Annotated in this window: 15 protein-coding genes; 2 read left to right on the forward strand and 13 right to left on the reverse strand. The window is 29.1% G+C overall.

Annotated features, from left to right (window positions below):
• Window positions 1–262 precede the first annotated feature (262 nt).
• The gene (locus AACH12_RS12710) at window positions 263–988 is read left to right on the forward strand and encodes a hypothetical protein (protein ID WP_338535751.1); all 726 of its coding nucleotides are present in this window, start codon (window positions 263–265) and stop codon (window positions 986–988) included.
• Window positions 989–1153: 165 nt separating this feature from the next.
• On the opposite strand, the gene AACH12_RS12715 is transcribed toward AACH12_RS12710, so the two are convergent.
• The 7 genes from AACH12_RS12715 to AACH12_RS12745 form a co-directional block, all read right to left on the reverse strand.
• A complete protein-coding gene (locus AACH12_RS12715) occupies window positions 1154–2269 on the reverse strand; it encodes a Rossmann-fold NAD(P)-binding domain-containing protein (RefSeq protein ID WP_338535752.1) in 1116 nt (371 codons plus the stop codon).
• Window positions 2270–2435: 166 nt separating this feature from the next.
• Window positions 2436–2705 (reverse strand): cysteine-rich small domain-containing protein, encoded by a 270-nt coding sequence (locus AACH12_RS12720; protein ID WP_338535753.1) that lies wholly within the window; start codon window positions 2703–2705, stop codon window positions 2436–2438.
• A 49-nt stretch (window positions 2706–2754) separates the two neighbouring features.
• Window positions 2755–4200 carry a proline--tRNA ligase gene (proS, locus tag AACH12_RS12725; RefSeq protein ID WP_338535754.1) on the reverse strand — a complete coding sequence of 482 codons (1446 nt, stop codon included), beginning with the start codon at window positions 4198–4200 and terminating at the stop codon, window positions 2755–2757.
• A gap of 493 nt (window positions 4201–4693) precedes the next feature.
• On the reverse strand, window positions 4694–5191 hold the full coding sequence (gene ispF / locus AACH12_RS12730; RefSeq protein ID WP_338535755.1) for a 2-C-methyl-D-erythritol 2,4-cyclodiphosphate synthase: 498 nt from the start codon (window positions 5189–5191) through the stop codon (window positions 4694–4696).
• A gap of 1 nt (window position 5192) precedes the next feature.
• Window positions 5193–5879, reverse strand: coding sequence for a 2-C-methyl-D-erythritol 4-phosphate cytidylyltransferase (gene ispD / locus AACH12_RS12735; protein ID WP_338535756.1), 687 nt, complete (start codon window positions 5877–5879; stop codon window positions 5193–5195).
• A gap of 81 nt (window positions 5880–5960) precedes the next feature.
• Window positions 5961–7055, reverse strand: a complete 1095-nt coding sequence (locus AACH12_RS12740; RefSeq protein WP_338535757.1) for a PIN/TRAM domain-containing protein — start codon at window positions 7053–7055, stop codon at window positions 5961–5963.
• Between the two features lie 314 nt (window positions 7056–7369).
• Window positions 7370–7849: a CarD family transcriptional regulator gene (locus AACH12_RS12745; RefSeq protein WP_338535758.1), complete on the reverse strand. Its 480-nt coding sequence runs from the start codon at window positions 7847–7849 to the stop codon at window positions 7370–7372.
• Between the two features lie 205 nt (window positions 7850–8054).
• Here AACH12_RS12745 and AACH12_RS12750 point away from each other — a divergent pair, with 205 nt between their 5' ends.
• The gene (locus AACH12_RS12750) at window positions 8055–8456 is read left to right on the forward strand and encodes a nucleoside triphosphate pyrophosphohydrolase family protein (RefSeq protein WP_338535759.1); all 402 of its coding nucleotides are present in this window, start codon (window positions 8055–8057) and stop codon (window positions 8454–8456) included.
• A 38-nt stretch (window positions 8457–8494) separates the two neighbouring features.
• Here AACH12_RS12750 and radA read toward each other — a convergent pair whose 3' ends face one another.
• The 6 genes from radA to AACH12_RS12780 form a co-directional block, all read right to left on the reverse strand.
• Complete coding sequence (gene radA / locus AACH12_RS12755) at window positions 8495–9853, reverse strand: DNA repair protein RadA (protein ID WP_338535760.1); 1359 nt, start codon at window positions 9851–9853, stop codon at window positions 8495–8497.
• A complete protein-coding gene (locus AACH12_RS12760; protein ID WP_338535761.1) occupies window positions 9840–12266 on the reverse strand; it encodes an ATP-dependent Clp protease ATP-binding subunit in 2427 nt (808 codons plus the stop codon). Before AACH12_RS12760 ends, radA begins: the two co-directional genes overlap by 14 nt.
• Window positions 12267–12297: 31 nt before the next feature.
• Window positions 12298–13332, reverse strand: a complete 1035-nt coding sequence (locus tag AACH12_RS12765; RefSeq protein ID WP_338535762.1) for a hypothetical protein — start codon at window positions 13330–13332, stop codon at window positions 12298–12300.
• On the reverse strand, window positions 13325–13834 hold the full coding sequence (locus AACH12_RS12770) for a UvrB/UvrC motif-containing protein (protein WP_338535763.1): 510 nt from the start codon (window positions 13832–13834) through the stop codon (window positions 13325–13327). Before AACH12_RS12770 ends, AACH12_RS12765 begins: the two co-directional genes overlap by 8 nt.
• Before the next feature lie 170 nt (window positions 13835–14004).
• Complete coding sequence (gene fusA, locus AACH12_RS12775; RefSeq protein ID WP_338535764.1) at window positions 14005–16080, reverse strand: elongation factor G; 2076 nt, start codon at window positions 16078–16080, stop codon at window positions 14005–14007.
• A 196-nt stretch (window positions 16081–16276) separates the two neighbouring features.
• Window positions 16277–18289 (reverse strand): methyl-accepting chemotaxis protein, encoded by a 2013-nt coding sequence (locus AACH12_RS12780; RefSeq protein ID WP_338535765.1) that lies wholly within the window; start codon window positions 18287–18289, stop codon window positions 16277–16279.
• Window positions 18290–18363: the final 74 nt, after the last annotated feature.

An 18363-nucleotide genomic window follows, 5' to 3' on the forward strand; every position in this document is an offset into this window, starting at 1 on the left:
CTCCTGAAATATTAATATATAAATTCATTCCATCATATTTATTAGTAACTATCAGTGTTAATATTATCATATTTAAGAGTACTTTAAAAGAAAGCGAAAGTAAATTTATCATTACTTTCTATTAATTTTTTTGCAATTTTATAAATTACACACTTTTTACACATTTATAATTTATTTATCACATATATTGAGATTAAACTATGAATATAGAAACAGCAAATGAGTTGTTTTAAAAAAATATTTATTCTAAGGAGGAATTAAAATGTTAAACAAATTTTCGAAGGTATTATTAATAGGTTCACTTTCCCTTATGATTGCAACACCTTTTACTTCATTTGCAGATGACAATGAAGTGCCTACACAAGATCGAACAAATATTGAGCAGCACTCTCAAAGAGAAATGGTTAACCCATTTAGAAATCCAAAAGGTGGACAAAACCCTAAATTATCTAGGGAAGACAGAGAAGCAAAACGACTTGAAACAATTTCAAATTTATATCCAGAAATTCTTGATGATGTAACGGCACTTGATAATGAGCATAAGGCGATACACGAAGACTTAAAAGCACAAAACGAGGAAATGAAAACTTATAGAAAAGATACTCTTGCATCAAAAAAAGATGAAAGAAAAACTTTTATTGCAGATTTAAGAGAAAAAATTAAAAATGGCGAAATAACAAATGAAGAAGCAGCTACAGAATTTGATAGCTACATCGCTAAAATAAAAGAAGAAAGAGAAACTCTAAATTCTTTCAAAGAAGAATACAAAACTCAATTCAATTCTTTAAAAGAACAATCAAAACTTAATAGAGAAAATAGAAAAGCATTAAGAGAAGAACTAAATGTAACTATAAAAAATAATGATTCCGAAGGCTTTAAAGTAATATTTGATAAAATGATTCCACTTTTTGAAGAACACATTAATCTTGATAATCAAAGATATGAATTAAAAGCAAAAATGTTTGAAGAGTTAAAAAACTTATTTTAAATAATAAAATATTAGCTTCAACAGATTTTTTGCAACAGTTGAAGCCACCAAAACACATATAATCTTCCCAAGAAGTTGCCACTATATTAAAGTGCAACTTCTTTTTTCTAGCAACTAATAAATTTATTTGTGAGAAAGAAGAATAACTATTTTCTTATAAGTATATTAATTAACAATGCTATTTTCAAAACATTCATAAGACGATTTATATAATATACGTTCATAATAATCTTTCGAATTTTCATCAATATTATCATGACCTTTTTGAATTAATACTTTTAAAATAGGCAAAAGCTGAAGTGCATATAGCTTCTTTGACACAATAGGATCTACTCCCGGCCATGCGTTGCAACTAACAACAACTCTTCTAAACTTAGTACTTGCTATTTCACTAATTTTTTCATACGCTTTATCATCAATTTCAAATACAGTTTGATCTAAATCACCTGTGGGTATTCCCTCAATAGCTTTTACTTGAAAAGATTCTATGTCAAAATCATAAGGGTCTGCAGTTATATCTAAAATTACGGCATATTCTGACAATTCATTAATCATAACATTAGAGATAATGCTCTTAGAAGTATCGTCCCTTGATGAAGCATCAACTAATATATCAGTACTTCTTAATTCGTTTTTTAAAATATTTTCGTTTGAAGTAATGCTTCTAGTAAACATGGTTATTTTTAAACCATTATAATTCGAAATACTTTTCATTCTTTCATTAGATAAATTTTTAAAAGCTTTTGCAACGGCTAAACCAATATCTCCAACGCCAATTACTGAAACATTAATAGGTTTATCATTATTCACTTTCATTTGAACATTTTTTTTCTCTAATTCATTAAGAGCAATGTTAGCGCCATTAAAAGCCGTTCCATAACTATTAACAACAACTCTTTTACCATGATCATCTACCATAGAATCCATAGAAAATGCAGAAATTCCCAGTTTTTTTATAAACTTATTTCGTCTTTCTCTAGTATGGTAGTGAAGCATAGAAATTAACACAGAACCTTTTTTCATATTATTAAGCTCATATTCTTCTGGAGTTCTTAGTACAATTACAACATCTTTTGAGAATATATCTTTTCTAGAAGAAAATTTAATTTCATTATTTTTTTCTAAATAATCTTCTTCAGTAAATCCTAATTTACTTCCATAACCACTTTCTAGCCAAATATTAACATCACATTCTTTGAGTTCTTCAAAAAAGTCTGGCAAAAAAGCCCTCTTTTCATTTATTTCCTTATTCATTTTAAGAAATCCGAAATTCTTCGTCATTAAATTCCCCCTTGATTGAAATCCTATGTTTGCTTCAATCATCCTTTTTATTTTATTGTATCACACATTTTCATTTTTTACGTTTTATTAATATATCAACAATATTTTAAAAAAAAGTTTAAACTTTAATATATAAAGTTTAAACTTTTTACTTTGACATTTTTAATTATTCTTCATTAATAAAACTACTACCTTTCTCAATAACCATATCCATTTTTTTCATAATAAACTCATAGCCATGTGGTCCATGAGGAATTGTACACTCCGAACAATCTTTAATTCCATGAGTTATTTTATAATTTCCACCACATTTATCTCCTAACATATATAGCGGACAATAACAAAATAAACAATTGAATTTCTCCGAATTTTCCGTTTTATGACATGGGAAAAATTCGCATTTTGTATTTTGAACAAACTTGTAATTTGTACTCAATTAAAACACTCCCTACTATATTATTTTGATTTTTATCTTATGCTAATTTTTAATACGATTTAGCTAAATATACCATATATTTTGCAGGTTTCCCGCAGAACTGACAAACACTACCTAAATTTTCTTCTTCAAATGGAATACATCTTATTGAAACACCAGTTTCGTCTTTAATTTTTTCTTCACATTCTCTTTCTCCGCACCACATACCTTTTGCAAAACCTGGAGTTTCTTCCATCTTAACTTTAAAGTCTTCATAGTCTGTAAAGGTAAATGTTTTTTCATCTCTCATTCGAGTCGCTTTTGTAAGCATGTCATTATGAACTGTTTGAAGAAGTTCTTTAACAGTATTACCAAACCCTTCTAAAGATATAGGTTCTTTTTCAAAATTATCACGTCTCGCTACCATCGCTACATTATTACTAATATCTCTTGGTCCTATTTCAATTCTAAGAGGCACACCTTTCATTTCATATTGATTAAATTTCCAACCGGCAGAATAATTTGCATTATCATCTAATTTAACCCTAATTCCAAGCACTTCTAACTCTTTCTTTATCTCATTAGCTTTTTCAAGAACGCCTTCTTTTTTCTGTGCGATTGGTATAATCACAACTTGAATTGGTGCGACAAATGGCGGAAGAACCAATCCTCTATTATCACCATGAACCATTATTACTCCACCAATCAATCTAGTTGAAACTCCCCACGAAGTATGGAAAGGGTATTCAATTTCTCCTGTCCTACCTTGAAAATTAATATCAAAAGCTTTAGCAAAATGCTGAGCTAAATTATGCGATGTTCCAGATTGAAGCGCTTTACCATCATGCATTAAAGCTTCTATAGTATAAGTAGCTTCAGCTCCAGCAAATTTTTCTTTTTCTGATTTTTTACCAACTATCATTGGAATTGCTAATAAATTTTCAGCCATATCTTTGTATACATTAAGCATTTGAAGCGTCTCTTTTTCAGCTTCTTCTTTTGTTTCATGTAGCGTATGACCTTCTTGCCATAAAAACTCAGATGTTCTAAGGAATGGTCTAGTTGCTTTTTCCCATCTAACTACTGAACACCATTGATTATAAAGATAAGGAAGTTCTCTGTAAGACGTAAGCCATTTTGAATACATTTCACAAATAATAGTTTCTGAAGTTGGCCTAATACATAAACGTTCAGCTAATTTATTTTCTCCACCATGAGTAACCCAAGCCACTTCTGGAGCAAATCCTTCTACATGCTCTTTCTCTTTATTAAGAAGACTTTCAGGAATAAGAAGTGGAAAATAGCAGTTTTCGTGACCAGTTTCTTTAAATCTTTTATCTAAAAACGACTGAATATTTTCCCAAATTGCATAACCATATGGTTTTATTACCATAAATCCTTTTACAGGCGAATAGTCAACCATATCTGTTTTTTTTATTACATCCGTATACCACTGTGGAAAATCATCTTCCATTTTAGTAATATCTTTTACAAAATCATTATTTTTCTTAGCCATTTTTACCTCCTACATAAACAATCGGACAAATCTAAAAATAAAAAAACTTTCAACCTTATACTTATTTGTATAGAGGCGAAAGTTCGCGGTACCACTCTAATTAATGTATTTAACATCATCTTTAGTAGCTATAACGGGCTTAACCGTACGCTTTTAACGTATACTCAAAGGTAGGTTCACTATAGTTTCATCAAGAAGTTTTTCAGCCCATGAACTTCATTCTCTTATGAATTCCCTATAATTACTATTCTTATCAATATATTATCTAAAATATGAGTCAATTATAACAATCCCTAGCATTTTGTCAAGAGTAATATATTGACAATTTATTAGCCTTATAAAAACTACAGCTAATTTATCCGATGCCTTAGAGTTCTAATACCCCCACTTCTTAAAAAAGAGGGGGATAAAGAACTCTAAAAAGACCCTGGATTATGTTTTCTAAGATTCAGTGGGAGTAAAAACTCCCTCTGAATCCAAGAAATTCATTTATCTAGCTCTTATAACAAAGAGAAACCGCGCTAGAACCAATACCTTCGCCCTTACCTTCGAACCCTAATTTTTCTGTTGTAGTTGCCTTAATGTTTATTAATGAAACATCAATATCTAATTCTCCTGCTATATTCTTGCGCATATCATCAATAAATTCTTTTAATTTTGGCTTTTGAGCAATTACCACTGAATCAATATTGATAATCGTAAAACCTTGGTTTCTAATTAATTTACCTACTTCATTTAATAGTTTTAAACTTGAAATACCTTTATATTTTAGATCAGTATCAGGAAAATATACACCAATATCTTTAAGACCAGAAGCTCCAAGTAGCGAATCCATTATAGCATGAACAAGCACATCTGCATCAGAATGGCCAAGAAGTTTATAATCATATGGAATTTTTACTCCACCTAAAATAAGACCATCGCCTTTTACTAATTTATGCACATCATATCCGTTACCAACTCTTAAGCCTAGAATCGCTGCGTTTTCCATATTACACCTCCATTTCTATTATAGCTTTTGCAAAAAATCGATCTTCCTCTGTAGTAACTTTAATATTACTGTAATATCCCTCTACAACGTTAACATTATAGCCATAATGTTCCATTAGAGATGCATCATCTGTAGCACTTACATCTTCTCTAATCGACTTCTCATACACTTCTTTTATTGTATCAAATTTAAAAATCTGCGGAGTCTGCGCCATCCAAAGTTCAGATCTATCTAATGTTGAAATTACTTCACTTTCTCTAACTATTTTTATTGTATCTTTAGACCTAACTGCAACAATTGCAAAATCATTTTCAATTGCCTTCTCCATTGTTTCTATAATTATATTTTTTTTAATAAATGGCCTTGCACCGTCATGAACTATAACAAAATCAATATTTTTGTCGACTTTTTTTAATGCATTATATATAGAATCTTGTCTTTCCTTTCCTCCGAGCACATATTTTATATTCACTTTATTAATATAGGATAAAGCTCTCTTAATAAATTCTTTATCTTCTTCTCTTACTAAAACAATTATTTCCTTTATTTCATCAATATCAAGGAAAGATTCAATCGTTCTTTGAATAATCATTTTATCGTTAATTTCAATAAATACTTTGTTTTTACCAGCATTCATTCTCTTACCACTTCCAGCAGCTGCAATAATTAATGAAAATCTTTCTTTCATAACAACCTCCATATATACCAAAATTCTAAGGTCTCTAAAAAAATTAAAGAGCTTTTTCAATAAAGAAAAAGCTCTCATTTACTATTTTGGTTTAGCAAAAATCATTCTACCAGCAGCTGTTTGTAAAACACTTGTTACAACTACATCCATAGTAACATTGATTTTTTTCTTCGCACCTTCAACAACAATCATTGTACCATCATCTAAAAATGCAATACCTTGATTAGATTCCTTTCCTTCTTTAATAATTGTAACAACCATTTCCTCTCCAGGAAGAAGTACTGGTTTTACAGCATTAGCAAGCTCATTAATATTTAAAACTGTAACTCCTTGAAGTGATGCAACTTTATTTAAATTGTAATCATTGGTTACAACTACACCATTCATTTCCTGTGCTAATTTCAATAATTTTATATCTACTTCATGAACATCATCAAAATCATTATCAACGATCCTTACTTCAATATCCATTTCTTGCTGAATGGTTTTTAATATATCAAGTCCACGTCTGCCTTTGCTTCTTTTTAAGCTATCTGAACTATCAGCAATATGCCTTAATTCTTTCAAAACAAATTCTGGAATTATAAGTGCTCCTTCTATGAAATTTGTTTTACATATATCTGAAATTCTTCCATCAATAATTACGCTAGTGTCAAGTATTTTAGGTTTGGCTCCACTACTCTTACCATGTGTATTTTTATGCGAAGTATTCTTTTTAAAAACATCCGGTAGTTTATTTAAATCACTAATGCTTTTTGTTGATATGGCTATACCTAAATATCCTAAAAAACCATAAACTGCAACAGTAAGAATTGTTCCAAGTATCTTTATAGGAATTAATCTAAAAACCGGACTTATTAGATAAGCAATAATTAACCCAATTATTAACCCAACAGAACCTATCACAACTTGACCAACAGGAACTTTACCAAGTTCTACTTCAACTTTATTAGTAATTTCAATCGAAACATTAGTAATTTTTGGTGATAAAAAATAAAATATAAGTCCAAATAAAATTGCAAACACACTACCAACAATCAATCCCAGCACTTCATCATTAGAATTATAATTTAAAGCTAAACCAATAGCATTAACTTTAAAGAGCATTGAACTAATAGCATATCCAAAAAATAAACCAAAAATTACAAGTGTTACTTTAGTAATCCTTTTTATCATATTTTCACCTCCTTCTATTCCTCTGTAATATTTATAAATAAATTTCTTGGATTCAGAGGGAGTTTTTACTCCCACTGAGTCTTAGAAAACATAATTCAGGGCCTTTTTAGAGTTCTTTATCCCCCACTTTTTTAAGAAATGGTGGTATTAGAACTCTAAGGCATCGGATAAAATTAATATACCATATTACTAAATATTAGTGAAACTAATTCAGCGTTTTGTAATTATAATTTAATTGTTTAGTCATTATGAAAGTAAACTCAAAAATCAGCCAGAAAACGAAATTGTTTTCTAGCTGATTTTTTATAATAAAGTTATCTTTTTAAATATGATTTTATGATTTTTTCAAGTTCTTTCTCGTCGTAATCAGATGCTAGTACCAATTCACTAATCAATATTTGTTTAGAATTTGTCATCATTTTTCTTTCGCCAGTAGAAAGACCTTTTTCATTATCCATAATTAATAAATCTCTTACAACTTCAACTACATCAAAAATATTTCCGCTTTTAACTCTTTCCATATTAGCTCTATATCTTCTGTTCCAATTTTGAGGCATATCAGATATTTCTTTTAATAGCAAGTCTAATACACTTTGTACTTCAGATTCACCAATAATAGGTCTTAAACCAATATTTTCAATATTATCAACAGGAAGCATAACCTTCATATTTTTAAGTGGTAATCTCAATATAAAATACTCTTTAATCTCACCTAGTATCTCTTTTTTTTCTATACTTTCAATAATACCCGCTCCGTGCATAGGATATACGACTTTATCACCAATTTTAAACATAATTATACCTCCTAATTTACAATACAATCTTAGTATAAATCATATTCCAAGTATTGTCAAGTGTGTAAACAAAAATGATATCATATGTAATTATTAAAGTCAAATATTTTAGAAAAATAATTATATTTGAATTTTCAAAATATTGTGTTAAAATTATCGTAGAACTACATAATTATACATTATTCGAAGCATATGGGGTGATAAAATGAAAAAAACAGATTTAAAGAAATTTCAAGAAACAGTAGATGACGTTTTAATTAGACACGTAAGCATACTTGATGTAGTAACTAAGTTACAAGAATCTGGAGCAAAAGTTAATCGCTCAACTATTAAAACGATAACTAGTTGTGGATGCATAAAACTTAATACAACTTCATTAGACAAGAAAGTTCCTAGCGATATGGACTATGAAGAACTAAAAAATTACAAACTCACACATACAGATGGGGATGTTTGTCCAGTCTGCAAGGAAAAAATAGAACAAGAAATTGGAAATCATCTATTTTACTTATCTGCACTCTGCAATCATTTTAATTTGGATTTAGAAGATATTTTAGATAAAGAGTACAATAGAATATCTACGCTTGGAAAATTTTCATTATATTAATACTATAAAAAAGAACTTAAAATTAAGTTCTTTTTTTTTTAGAAAATTATTGAAAATGCCTCTTCTATATTTGAAACTCCATATACATTTAAACCCTTTGGAATATCTACTCCTTCTAAATTACTTTTAGGAACTATACAATTTGAAAATCCTAATTTTCTTGATTCGTTTAACCTTTGTTGTATGTGATTAATAGCCCTAACTTCTCCAGTTAAACCAACTTCACCAAACACTACAAAAGATCTATCCACTTCAACATTTCTAAAGCTTGATGTTATCGCTATTGCAATTGCCAAATCAACAGCAGGCTCATTTAATACAATTCCACCTACAACATTTACATATCCATCTTGATCATTTAGCATAAGACCAACTTTTTTTTCTAAAACAGCCATAATCATAACTATTTTATTATAATCTACACCAATAGCCATCCTCCTAGGCGTTCCAAAATTAGAACTTGAAATAAGAGCTTGAATTTCAACCAACACAGCTCTCGTTCCCTCAATAGTTGCAACTGTAATTGATCCCGCAACATTTTTGTGCGAATTACTTAAAAATAACTTTGATGGATTTTTAACTTCAGTAAGTCCATTTCCCATCATTTCAAATAAACCAATTTCATTGGTAGAACCAAATCTATTCTTTACTGCTCTAAGAATCCTATATATATTAGATTTTTCTCCTTCAAAATACAAAACAGTATCTACCATATGTTCTAATACTTTAGGTCCAGCGATAGATCCGTTTTTTGTAACATGACCTACAATAAACGTTGCCACACCTTGTCCTTTCGACACTCTCATTAAATCATTTGTAACTTCTCTCACCTGAGAAACGCTTCCTGGAGATGATGATATTTTAGGGTCATAAACAGTTTGAATCGAGTCAATAATTAAAACATCTGGCTTAATTTCATTAATATTTTTAATAACTACATCCATATTATTCTCTGACATTATATAAATATCTTCGCCACTAATTCCAAGTCTATCTGCCCTAAATTTAATTTGCTTCATCGATTCTTCTCCAGAAACATAAAGAACAGTTTTCCTATTATTAGAAACATTACTCGCAACTTGAAGAAGTAAAGTTGACTTACCTATTCCAGGATCCCCTCCAACCAAAACTAAAGATCCTTTTACGATTCCGCCCCCTAAAACCAAATCCATTTCAAATATACTTGTTGTAAACCTATCTTCTTTAACAATACTCACATTTGAAAGCTTAATAGGTTTATCATTTTTCACATTTATATTTTTAAAATTTTGAGGGTTATTTTCTAAAATTTCTTCAACAAACGAGTTCCATTCATTACACTCTGGACACTTCCCCATCCATTTTGGTGCTATATATCCACAATTTTGACATACATATTTTGATTTAACCTTCGCCATTTTTCACCTCAACATCAAATTTAAGTTCATTGTTTACTAAACTTACTTTCAAAATATCTCCTTCACTAAGCAATTCATTTAAAATCATTTCAGTAATTTTATTTTCTAAATGCTTTGCAATAATTCTTTTTAGAGGTCTTGCCCCATATATATCACTAAATCCAATATCTCCAATATATTTTTTTGCTTCATTCGTTATAAACATGATTATTTTTAGTTTTTCAACTCTTTCAACTAAATCTGCTAATAATATATTTGTAATTTTATAAATATCATTAATTTTTAATTTTTTAAATACTACTATATCATCAACTCTATTAATAAATTCTGGTTTAAAAAACAATTTTAATTCTTCAAACATAATCTGTTTCATATTTTCATAACCTTTGCTATTTATATCTTCCATAAAACCTAAAAACTTCTTATTTGCAAATTTTTCTGCTCCTAAATTTGATGTCATAATAATAACCGTATTTTTAAAATTTATTTTTCTACCTTTAGCATCCGTCAAAATACCATCATCTAAGATCTGAAGAAGTATATTAAAAATATCTTTGTGTGCTTTTTCTATTTCATCAAAAAGAATCACAGAATACGGTTTTAATCTTATTATTTCTGTTAACTGTCCTCCTTCTTCATGACCTTGATATCCAGGTGGTGATCCAATTAGCTTTGAAATAGTATGACTTTCCATATATTCTGACATATCAACGCGAATTAAGCTATTCAAACTTCCAAATAGTATTAGCGTCAAAACTTTAGATAACTCAGTTTTGCCAACCCCTGTAGGTCCAAGAAAAATAAATGATCCTATTGGTCTATTTGGACTCGAAAGTCCTATCCTTGATCTTTTTATTGAACTAGCAATTGATTTGATTGCATCGTCTTGTCCAATAATTTTTTCTTTAATTAATATTTCAAGATTTTTAAGTTTCTCTGTTTCCTCTTCTTCGAGTTTACTTACAGGAATAGCTGTCCACTCAGAAATTATTTTTTCAATATCGTTTGCATCAACTTTAATGTATTTTTCTTCTTTTACAACTTCATCAAGCTTAAATTCTTCTATTTTTTCAATAACATTTCTTTCCTCATCTCTAAGAATAGCCGCTTTTTCAAAATCGTACATTTTAATTGCATTGCCTTTTTCTATTCGAATTTCTCTTAGTTTATTTTCATAAATGATTGTTTTATTATTAGTCTCATTAAATTCCATTCTTTTTTTTGCAGCAGCTTCATCTAAAACATCAATCGCTTTATCTGGTAAAAATCTATCATTGATATATCTACTTGATAAATTAACTGCTAAAACAATTGCCTCTTTAGTAAATCTAACTCTATGGTGATTCTCATATCTTTCTTTTAACGTAAAAAGTATTTCTATAGCTTTGTTTATTTTAGGTTCATCTATCAAAATAGGTTGTAGTCTTCTTTCAAAAGCACTATCTCTTTCTATATATTTTTTATACTCACTTATTGTTGTCGCACCAATTATCTGCAATTCACCTCTTGAAAGAGATGGCTTTAAAATACTAGAAGCATCAACTGCACCTTCAGCACCACCCGCTCCTACAATTGAATGAATTTCATCGATAAACAATATAACGTTATTTGCCAATTTTACTTCCTCAAGAATCCCATTTAACCTTTTTTCAAATTCTCCCCTGTATTTGCTACCCGCTACTACGTTAGAAATATTAAGTGATAAAATTCTTTTATTTTTTAATATTTTAGGCACTTTACCGCTTACAATTTTCTTAGCCAAACCTTCTACTAAAGCTGTTTTACCAACTCCAGATTCTCCAATTATACAAGGATTTTTTTTCGTTCTTCTTAATAGCACTTGAATAATTCTTTTAATTTCATCATCTCTACCAACGACTGGATCTAACCTATTATCTGCAGCATATTTAGTAATATCAATTGCATATTTGTTTAAGTTAGTATAATTACTATCATTTTCTTTAACATCATTCATTTTTATTTTCTTGTTCTTAGATAAATTCATTCTAAATTCTTCAAAATTATTTATTTTACTTTCCATTATTTCTTCTAAAATTGATTCTCTTTCATAGCTTATACTATAAGCTATATCTTCAACTTGTACTTCTTTTTTCCCTAGTAACAGCGAATGTTTATAACTTCTTTCTAAACATTTCATCGCACGCGGTGTATAACCATCAACATAACTTTCAACTTTTCCTCTTCCAACTTTTTTAATAATTTCCATCCTTGTGCTCTCTAAATTAAAACCATAATTCTTAAACAAGTCATATACCGAGCCATTTTCAATTTTTAGTATTGCAAGAAAAATATGTTCAACTCCCACGTAATAGTGATTTAATAAATTCGCCTCTTCAAACGATGCATCCAAAATTTCTCTTGCATTTTTAGAAAATTTATTAAAAAAAGACATCTTATCCTCCAGTTATTTTAATTTTTTTCTTTTAATCACCAATAAAACATTTCTTTATTTTTTTCGATCTAGTATATTCAATATCATTTTTACTAATTACTTTTTTCTCCGGTTCTAATAAATAATTATCGCTAATTTCAAATACTACTTTATCTAAATAATTTTCATCAACATCATTAAAGAATCCATATGAAATACCAAGTTTAATTAGCGAAATATATTTTATTGCTTCCTCATATTTAATGAGAGTTGCATGCTTAAGCAAACCATATGCTCTTTTAATATCATTTTCTAAAACTCTTATTCTTGAATTAATAAGAGTCTCTCTTGCCGCCACTTCTTTACTTATAATTTCACGTGATAAATCCTTTAAAAGTTCAACAATTTCTTTTTCAGATACTCCTAATGTAAATTTATTAGAAAGCATATAGTAATGCGATTCGCTTATATCGTTTTCTTTTAAAATATTTTCAAAATTATATCCTATTTGAATTAATGCATCTCTAAGTTTGTCTATATATCCAATAATAGAAAGTGCAGGAAGATGAAAAACTAAATTCGATCTAAAACCTGTTCCTACATCCATTAACGACGAAGTTAAAAAACCATATTTCCCATCATAGGCATATTTAATTTGTTCTGATATTTTATCATCTATTTTGTCAATAATCGAGTAGCACTCATCTAATTTATTTCCTAAAGCACTGGACATAATCTTAATGTGATCTTTAAAGTTAACAAAAATTGCTACGCGTTTTTGTTCGTTAATATATATCCCTCTTGCAATATTAACATTATTGGCTACGTATGTTTTTTCCATAAAAACATCTAAACACCTATCAATTTTTTTCTTTTCTCGTATCGCAACGAGTTCAAAATCATTAATAAGTTCTGATTCATAAATTCCTTTATAAATTTTTGAAAAACTTTCTTTTGCGTTTTTTTCATTTAAAGCTATAACAAATGGAAATTCATCAATGTTTCTTATGTATTTAGCTTGAGAAAAAATTATTAAATTGTCTGTTAAATATTCCTTAGATATTTTTCTTATTTTATAGTCATTCATGTCTTTTACCATCCTCTAAAGCTCTAATACTATCTCTGATTTTTACAGCTTCTTCAAACGCCTCTATATTAATAGCTTTTCTAAGTTCTTTTTTTAATAAGTCAATCTCTTTATTAATATCAACTTGCTGAGAAAATTCACTTGGTGTTTTCCCTAAATGAAAATTTTCTTTTTGAATTGTACTAATTATTTTTTGAAACTTTTCATCAAAAGTTTTATAACAATTTGAACAACCAACTAATCCTATTTCTTTATACTTAGCATATGTTATACCGCATTTTGAGCATTTAGTCATAACAATATAATTCACCTTTAAAGGCGAAGAATTAATAGATTCCATGAGAGACGATATCATTTTATCCTTAGAAAATGGAGTATCATAATCAACTTCATCTAATAATTTAGCACAAGATTCACAATAAAATAAATCATATTTTTCATCATTAATAACTTTATTAAAATGGATAGTTGCTTCATTTATTTTACATTTTTCACACTTCATTTTTACACCTTCTTAAGTTTACTCTTCATTTTATTTGTTAACTCTATTATACGTTCAATATAAATTAATGCAATAAAATAAGTAGCCCGAGAGATTACTACTCAATGAGATTACAATCAATTTCATTAAATAATAAATATCTCAGGCTAAAATTCAACTTTACTTAATCATTATTCTTCATCATTTGCTTTTTTTATAACTTTTAAAGCTATCGGCATTGGTACTTCATCATATCTTTCAAAATCCATCATAAAGAATCCTCTAGCTTGCGTCATACTCCTTAATTCTGTAGCATATTTAAACATCTCAGCTTGAGGAGCTTCTGCTATTACCTTTTGAAATCCTTTTTCGTGTGGTTCCATACCTAAAATTCTGCCTCTTCTTTTATTCATGTCACCCATTATATCACCCATGTATTCATCAGGGATATATATTTCAACTTTCATTATTGGTTCGAGTAGTACAGGTTTTGCTTGTTCCATACCTTTTCTAAAAGCATGAATTGCAGCCATTCTAAATGCCATTTCATTTGAATCTACTGGATGATACGAACCATCTATAAGAGTAGCTTTAACGTTTACAACTTTAAATCCAGCAAGAATACCTTTTAACATTGCTTCCTTTAATCCTTTTTCAACAGCAGGTACATATTGTCTTGGCACAGAACCTCCAAATATTTTTTCTTCAAAAATAAAATCTTCTTCTGTTGAATGTTCAAATTTAATATGAACATCTCCATATTGTCCCGCTCCACCTGATTGCTTTTTATGTTTACCTTGAACAGTTGCAGAACCTCTAATTGTTTCTCTATATGCTATTATTGGATCTTTTAAATCAACTTCAACACCGAATATATTTTTAAGTTTATTAATGATTACTTGAAGATGCATATTCCCTTGACCACCAATAAGTAATTGTTTAGTTTCTTTGTTTCTTGAAACAATAAATGATGGATCTTCATCTACAAGCTTATGAAGCGAAACACCAATCTTCTCTTCATCATTTTTTGACCTTGGTTCAACCGCAAGATACAAACTTGGTTTAGGAAGATTAATTCCATGATACTTAATCGGAGAAGATTTATCACAAAGAGTATCTCCCGTCACAGCATATTGTAATTTTGATGTTGCTCCAATATCTCCAGCTACAACTTTCTTAGCTACAAGTTGTTCTTTTCCTCTCATTAAAAATAAAGACCCTATTTTTTCGGTTTCTTCTTTATTGGCATTATATATTTCTTGATCTTTGCTTACACTTCCTGAATACACCTTAAATATCGAAATTTTACCTACAAATGGATCTACAATTGTTTTAAATATCAATGCACTGAAAGGTTGACTTTCATCCACTGTACGTTCAATTTCTTCATCAGTTGTAATATCAATTCCTTTGTAAACTCCACCCTGCATATCTTTTGGAGTTGGCATATAATCAAACACCATATTTAGTAAAGTATGTATTCCAACACCTTTAGTAGCTGAACCTATCAATACAGGAACAATCTCTCCTTTAAGGACACCTTTTCTAAGTCCTTCATGAATTTCTTCTGTAGAAAATTCTTCACCTTCAAAATATTTTTCCATTAGTTCTTCATCAGATTCTGCCACCGATTCAATTAACATATCTCTTATAGGTTTCACTTTAGCATCATACTCTTTTGGAATAACACAATCAATGCATTCTTTTCCATTAAATTCTCTACCTTTTAAATCTACTACATTAATAAATCCTTTAAATTCATCATTTGTTCCAAGAGGGATACAAAACGGTGCTATTTTTTTCCCAAATTTTTCTTTTAATTCTCTAATTACTTTTATATAGTCAACATTATCTTTATCCATTTTATTTACAAATATTATTTTGGGCATTTTTCTCTTTTCTGTAAATGTCCATGCTTTTTCAGTTCCAACTTCTATACCCGAACTTGCATCAACTAGTAAAACTGCACCACCGGCAACTCTAAGTGAACTAAACACATCTCCAACAAAATCAAAATATCCTGGTGTATCAATAAAGTTGTATTTAGATTTATTCCATTCAACTGGAATTACAGAAGCACCTAAGGAAAATTTTCTAGAAATTTCTTCTTTATCAAAGTCTGAAACAGTATTTCCTTCTTCTACTTTTCCCATTCTAGTTGTATAATTTAGGTTATATAACATTGATTCTATTAGTGTAGTCTTTCCACTACCACCGTGTCCAAGTAATGCTACATTTCTTATTTGATCTACTTTGTAATTTTCCATAATTCTCCTCCTTAATTTACTTTAGAATATTCGCTGCAATTATATACAAACTTCTGAATATTCCGTTAATTCTTAATATTCTATATTTAATTAAGAATACCTTTTTTATTATCCAATATTTATAATTTTTTTTATAAGAAAAAACCAACTAAAGGCAATAATTTTGCTTTTAGTTGGTCCTCAATTTGTAAGAAATCTAGAATTTAAATTTGTCTGTCTCTTCATTAAGAAGTACAGAAATTTCATTCATTTTTTCTGCTGCTTTAGCAACTTCTTCAACAGCCATAACTTGTTGATCCATTGATGCTGAAACTTCTTCAGATGCAGCTGCTGTTTCCTCAGATACCGCTGAAATATTTCCTATAGATTCAACAATATCGTCTTTATTTTTACTTAAATCCTCAACTGATTCATTAATAACTTCAATTTCATTGAAAATATCACTAATTGATTTGTTAATTGTATCAAACGACAAATTAACTTCATTTACTGCGTCTGATTGTTCCTTTGAAATAATCTTAACTGATTCCATCGAATTAACAGTTTTTGAAGACTCATTTACTATAACCGTTACAATTTCTCTAACTTGATCTGCAGCTCCAGAACTTTCTTCAGCTAATTTTCTAATTTCCTCAGCAACAACTGCAAATCCTCTTCCATGTTCACCAGCTCTTGCTGCTTCGATAGATGCATTTAAAGCAAGTAAATTTGTTTGAACTGCAATCGCACTAATTGTATCTAAAATAGTTTCTATCGATTGCGTTTTACTATCAAGTTCTGCAACCGCTATTTCAATTTCTTTATTTGCTTCATCATTTTGAGTAGTCTTATTTTTAAGTGTTTCGACAGTTTTTATACTTTCATCATTCGCTTTCATAGCAACATTTGCCGATTCTAGCATAATTTTTGATTTTTCCATAAGAACTATAAATTTGTCTGATAAATCTTTTGCAATAATCGAACCTTTTTCTGCATCTTCTGCTTGTTCTGAAGCACCTTTTGCAATATCGTCAACTGTTCTTCCAACTTCATCGGCAGAAGCTGATGTTTCTTCTGAAGTTGCTGCAAGATTTTGTGCTGATTCTGTAACATCACTTGCAATGTCTTTTATTTTTTTCATCATAAAACCTAGTTCTTTGATTGTATCATTTAAAATATCTCCAACTCGACCAAACTCATCTTTAGTTTTTACATCTACTCTTACTGTAAAATCACCATTTTTAATTTTTTCAAGGGCATCAAGAATCTTTTTAATATTTTTTGTAATACTTCCCGCAAAAACAAATGAGAAAAATAATGCAATTACAAGAGTTATTATTCCAATTATTATCAAACTATTCATTATACTAGTTGCATCTACTTGAGTTTCATTTGCATCAAGTGATGCCATAAGTGTCCAGTTAATTGATTCAAGTTTTTTAAATGATGCAAATTTCTTTTTACCATTAAACATATAAGTTAATGGTTCTGTTTTACCTGTCTTTACAGCAGATAACAATTCAGGAATCGGAATTTCTTTTCCTATTAACTTCTTATCTTGATGTGTCATTGTTATCCCTGAATTTGTAAGTAATACAGGATATCCATGTTGACCAATAGTAATTGCTTGAAGTTTATCAGCTAATCCTTTTAAAGAAATATCTAGAGACACTACTCCAACTAATTTCGAACCTTTATAGACTGGTTTTGCAACAGATACTACATAATCTCCAGTACTTGCGTCTGTATATGGATCTGTCCAAACAACTTTATTCGCCTTTACTGCATCTTGATACCACGGTCTTGCAGTAGGATCGTATCCTTCTGGAAGTTCATCTGTTGGCATCATAATCATATCTTTATTAACAGTTCCAATATATGAGTACATAATTCCTGGGCTTGATGCATTTAAATTTTCAAATAATTTATATGCTACTTTATTTGATTCACTACTTCCATCTAAATTTTGAAGAATAGAACTTTTTGCAAGTAATTCAATTTTTTCAGCATAGTTATTTAAATATGTTTCAATATATACACTTGCTTCATCTAAAACTTGATTCGAAGATAATATTAAATTCTTTTCAAATAATGACTTTGCCTTGAAATACGTAAACATACCAACACTAGATATCGTTATTAAAAGAATAACTAAAAACATTGCGAGTAGTTTATTTCTTATACTACCATTATGTTTCTTCTTAATTTGTTGTTTTTCATTTTTTACCATAAAAATCCCCCCTGATTTATTAACTAATTCTTCAACATTATCACTACTTATAAAATCGTACTTGTATATGAATG

The sequence above is a fragment of the Helicovermis profundi genome, from assembly GCF_033097505.1.
Classification (GTDB): domain Bacteria; phylum Bacillota; class Clostridia; order Peptostreptococcales; family Acidaminobacteraceae; genus Helicovermis; species Helicovermis profundi.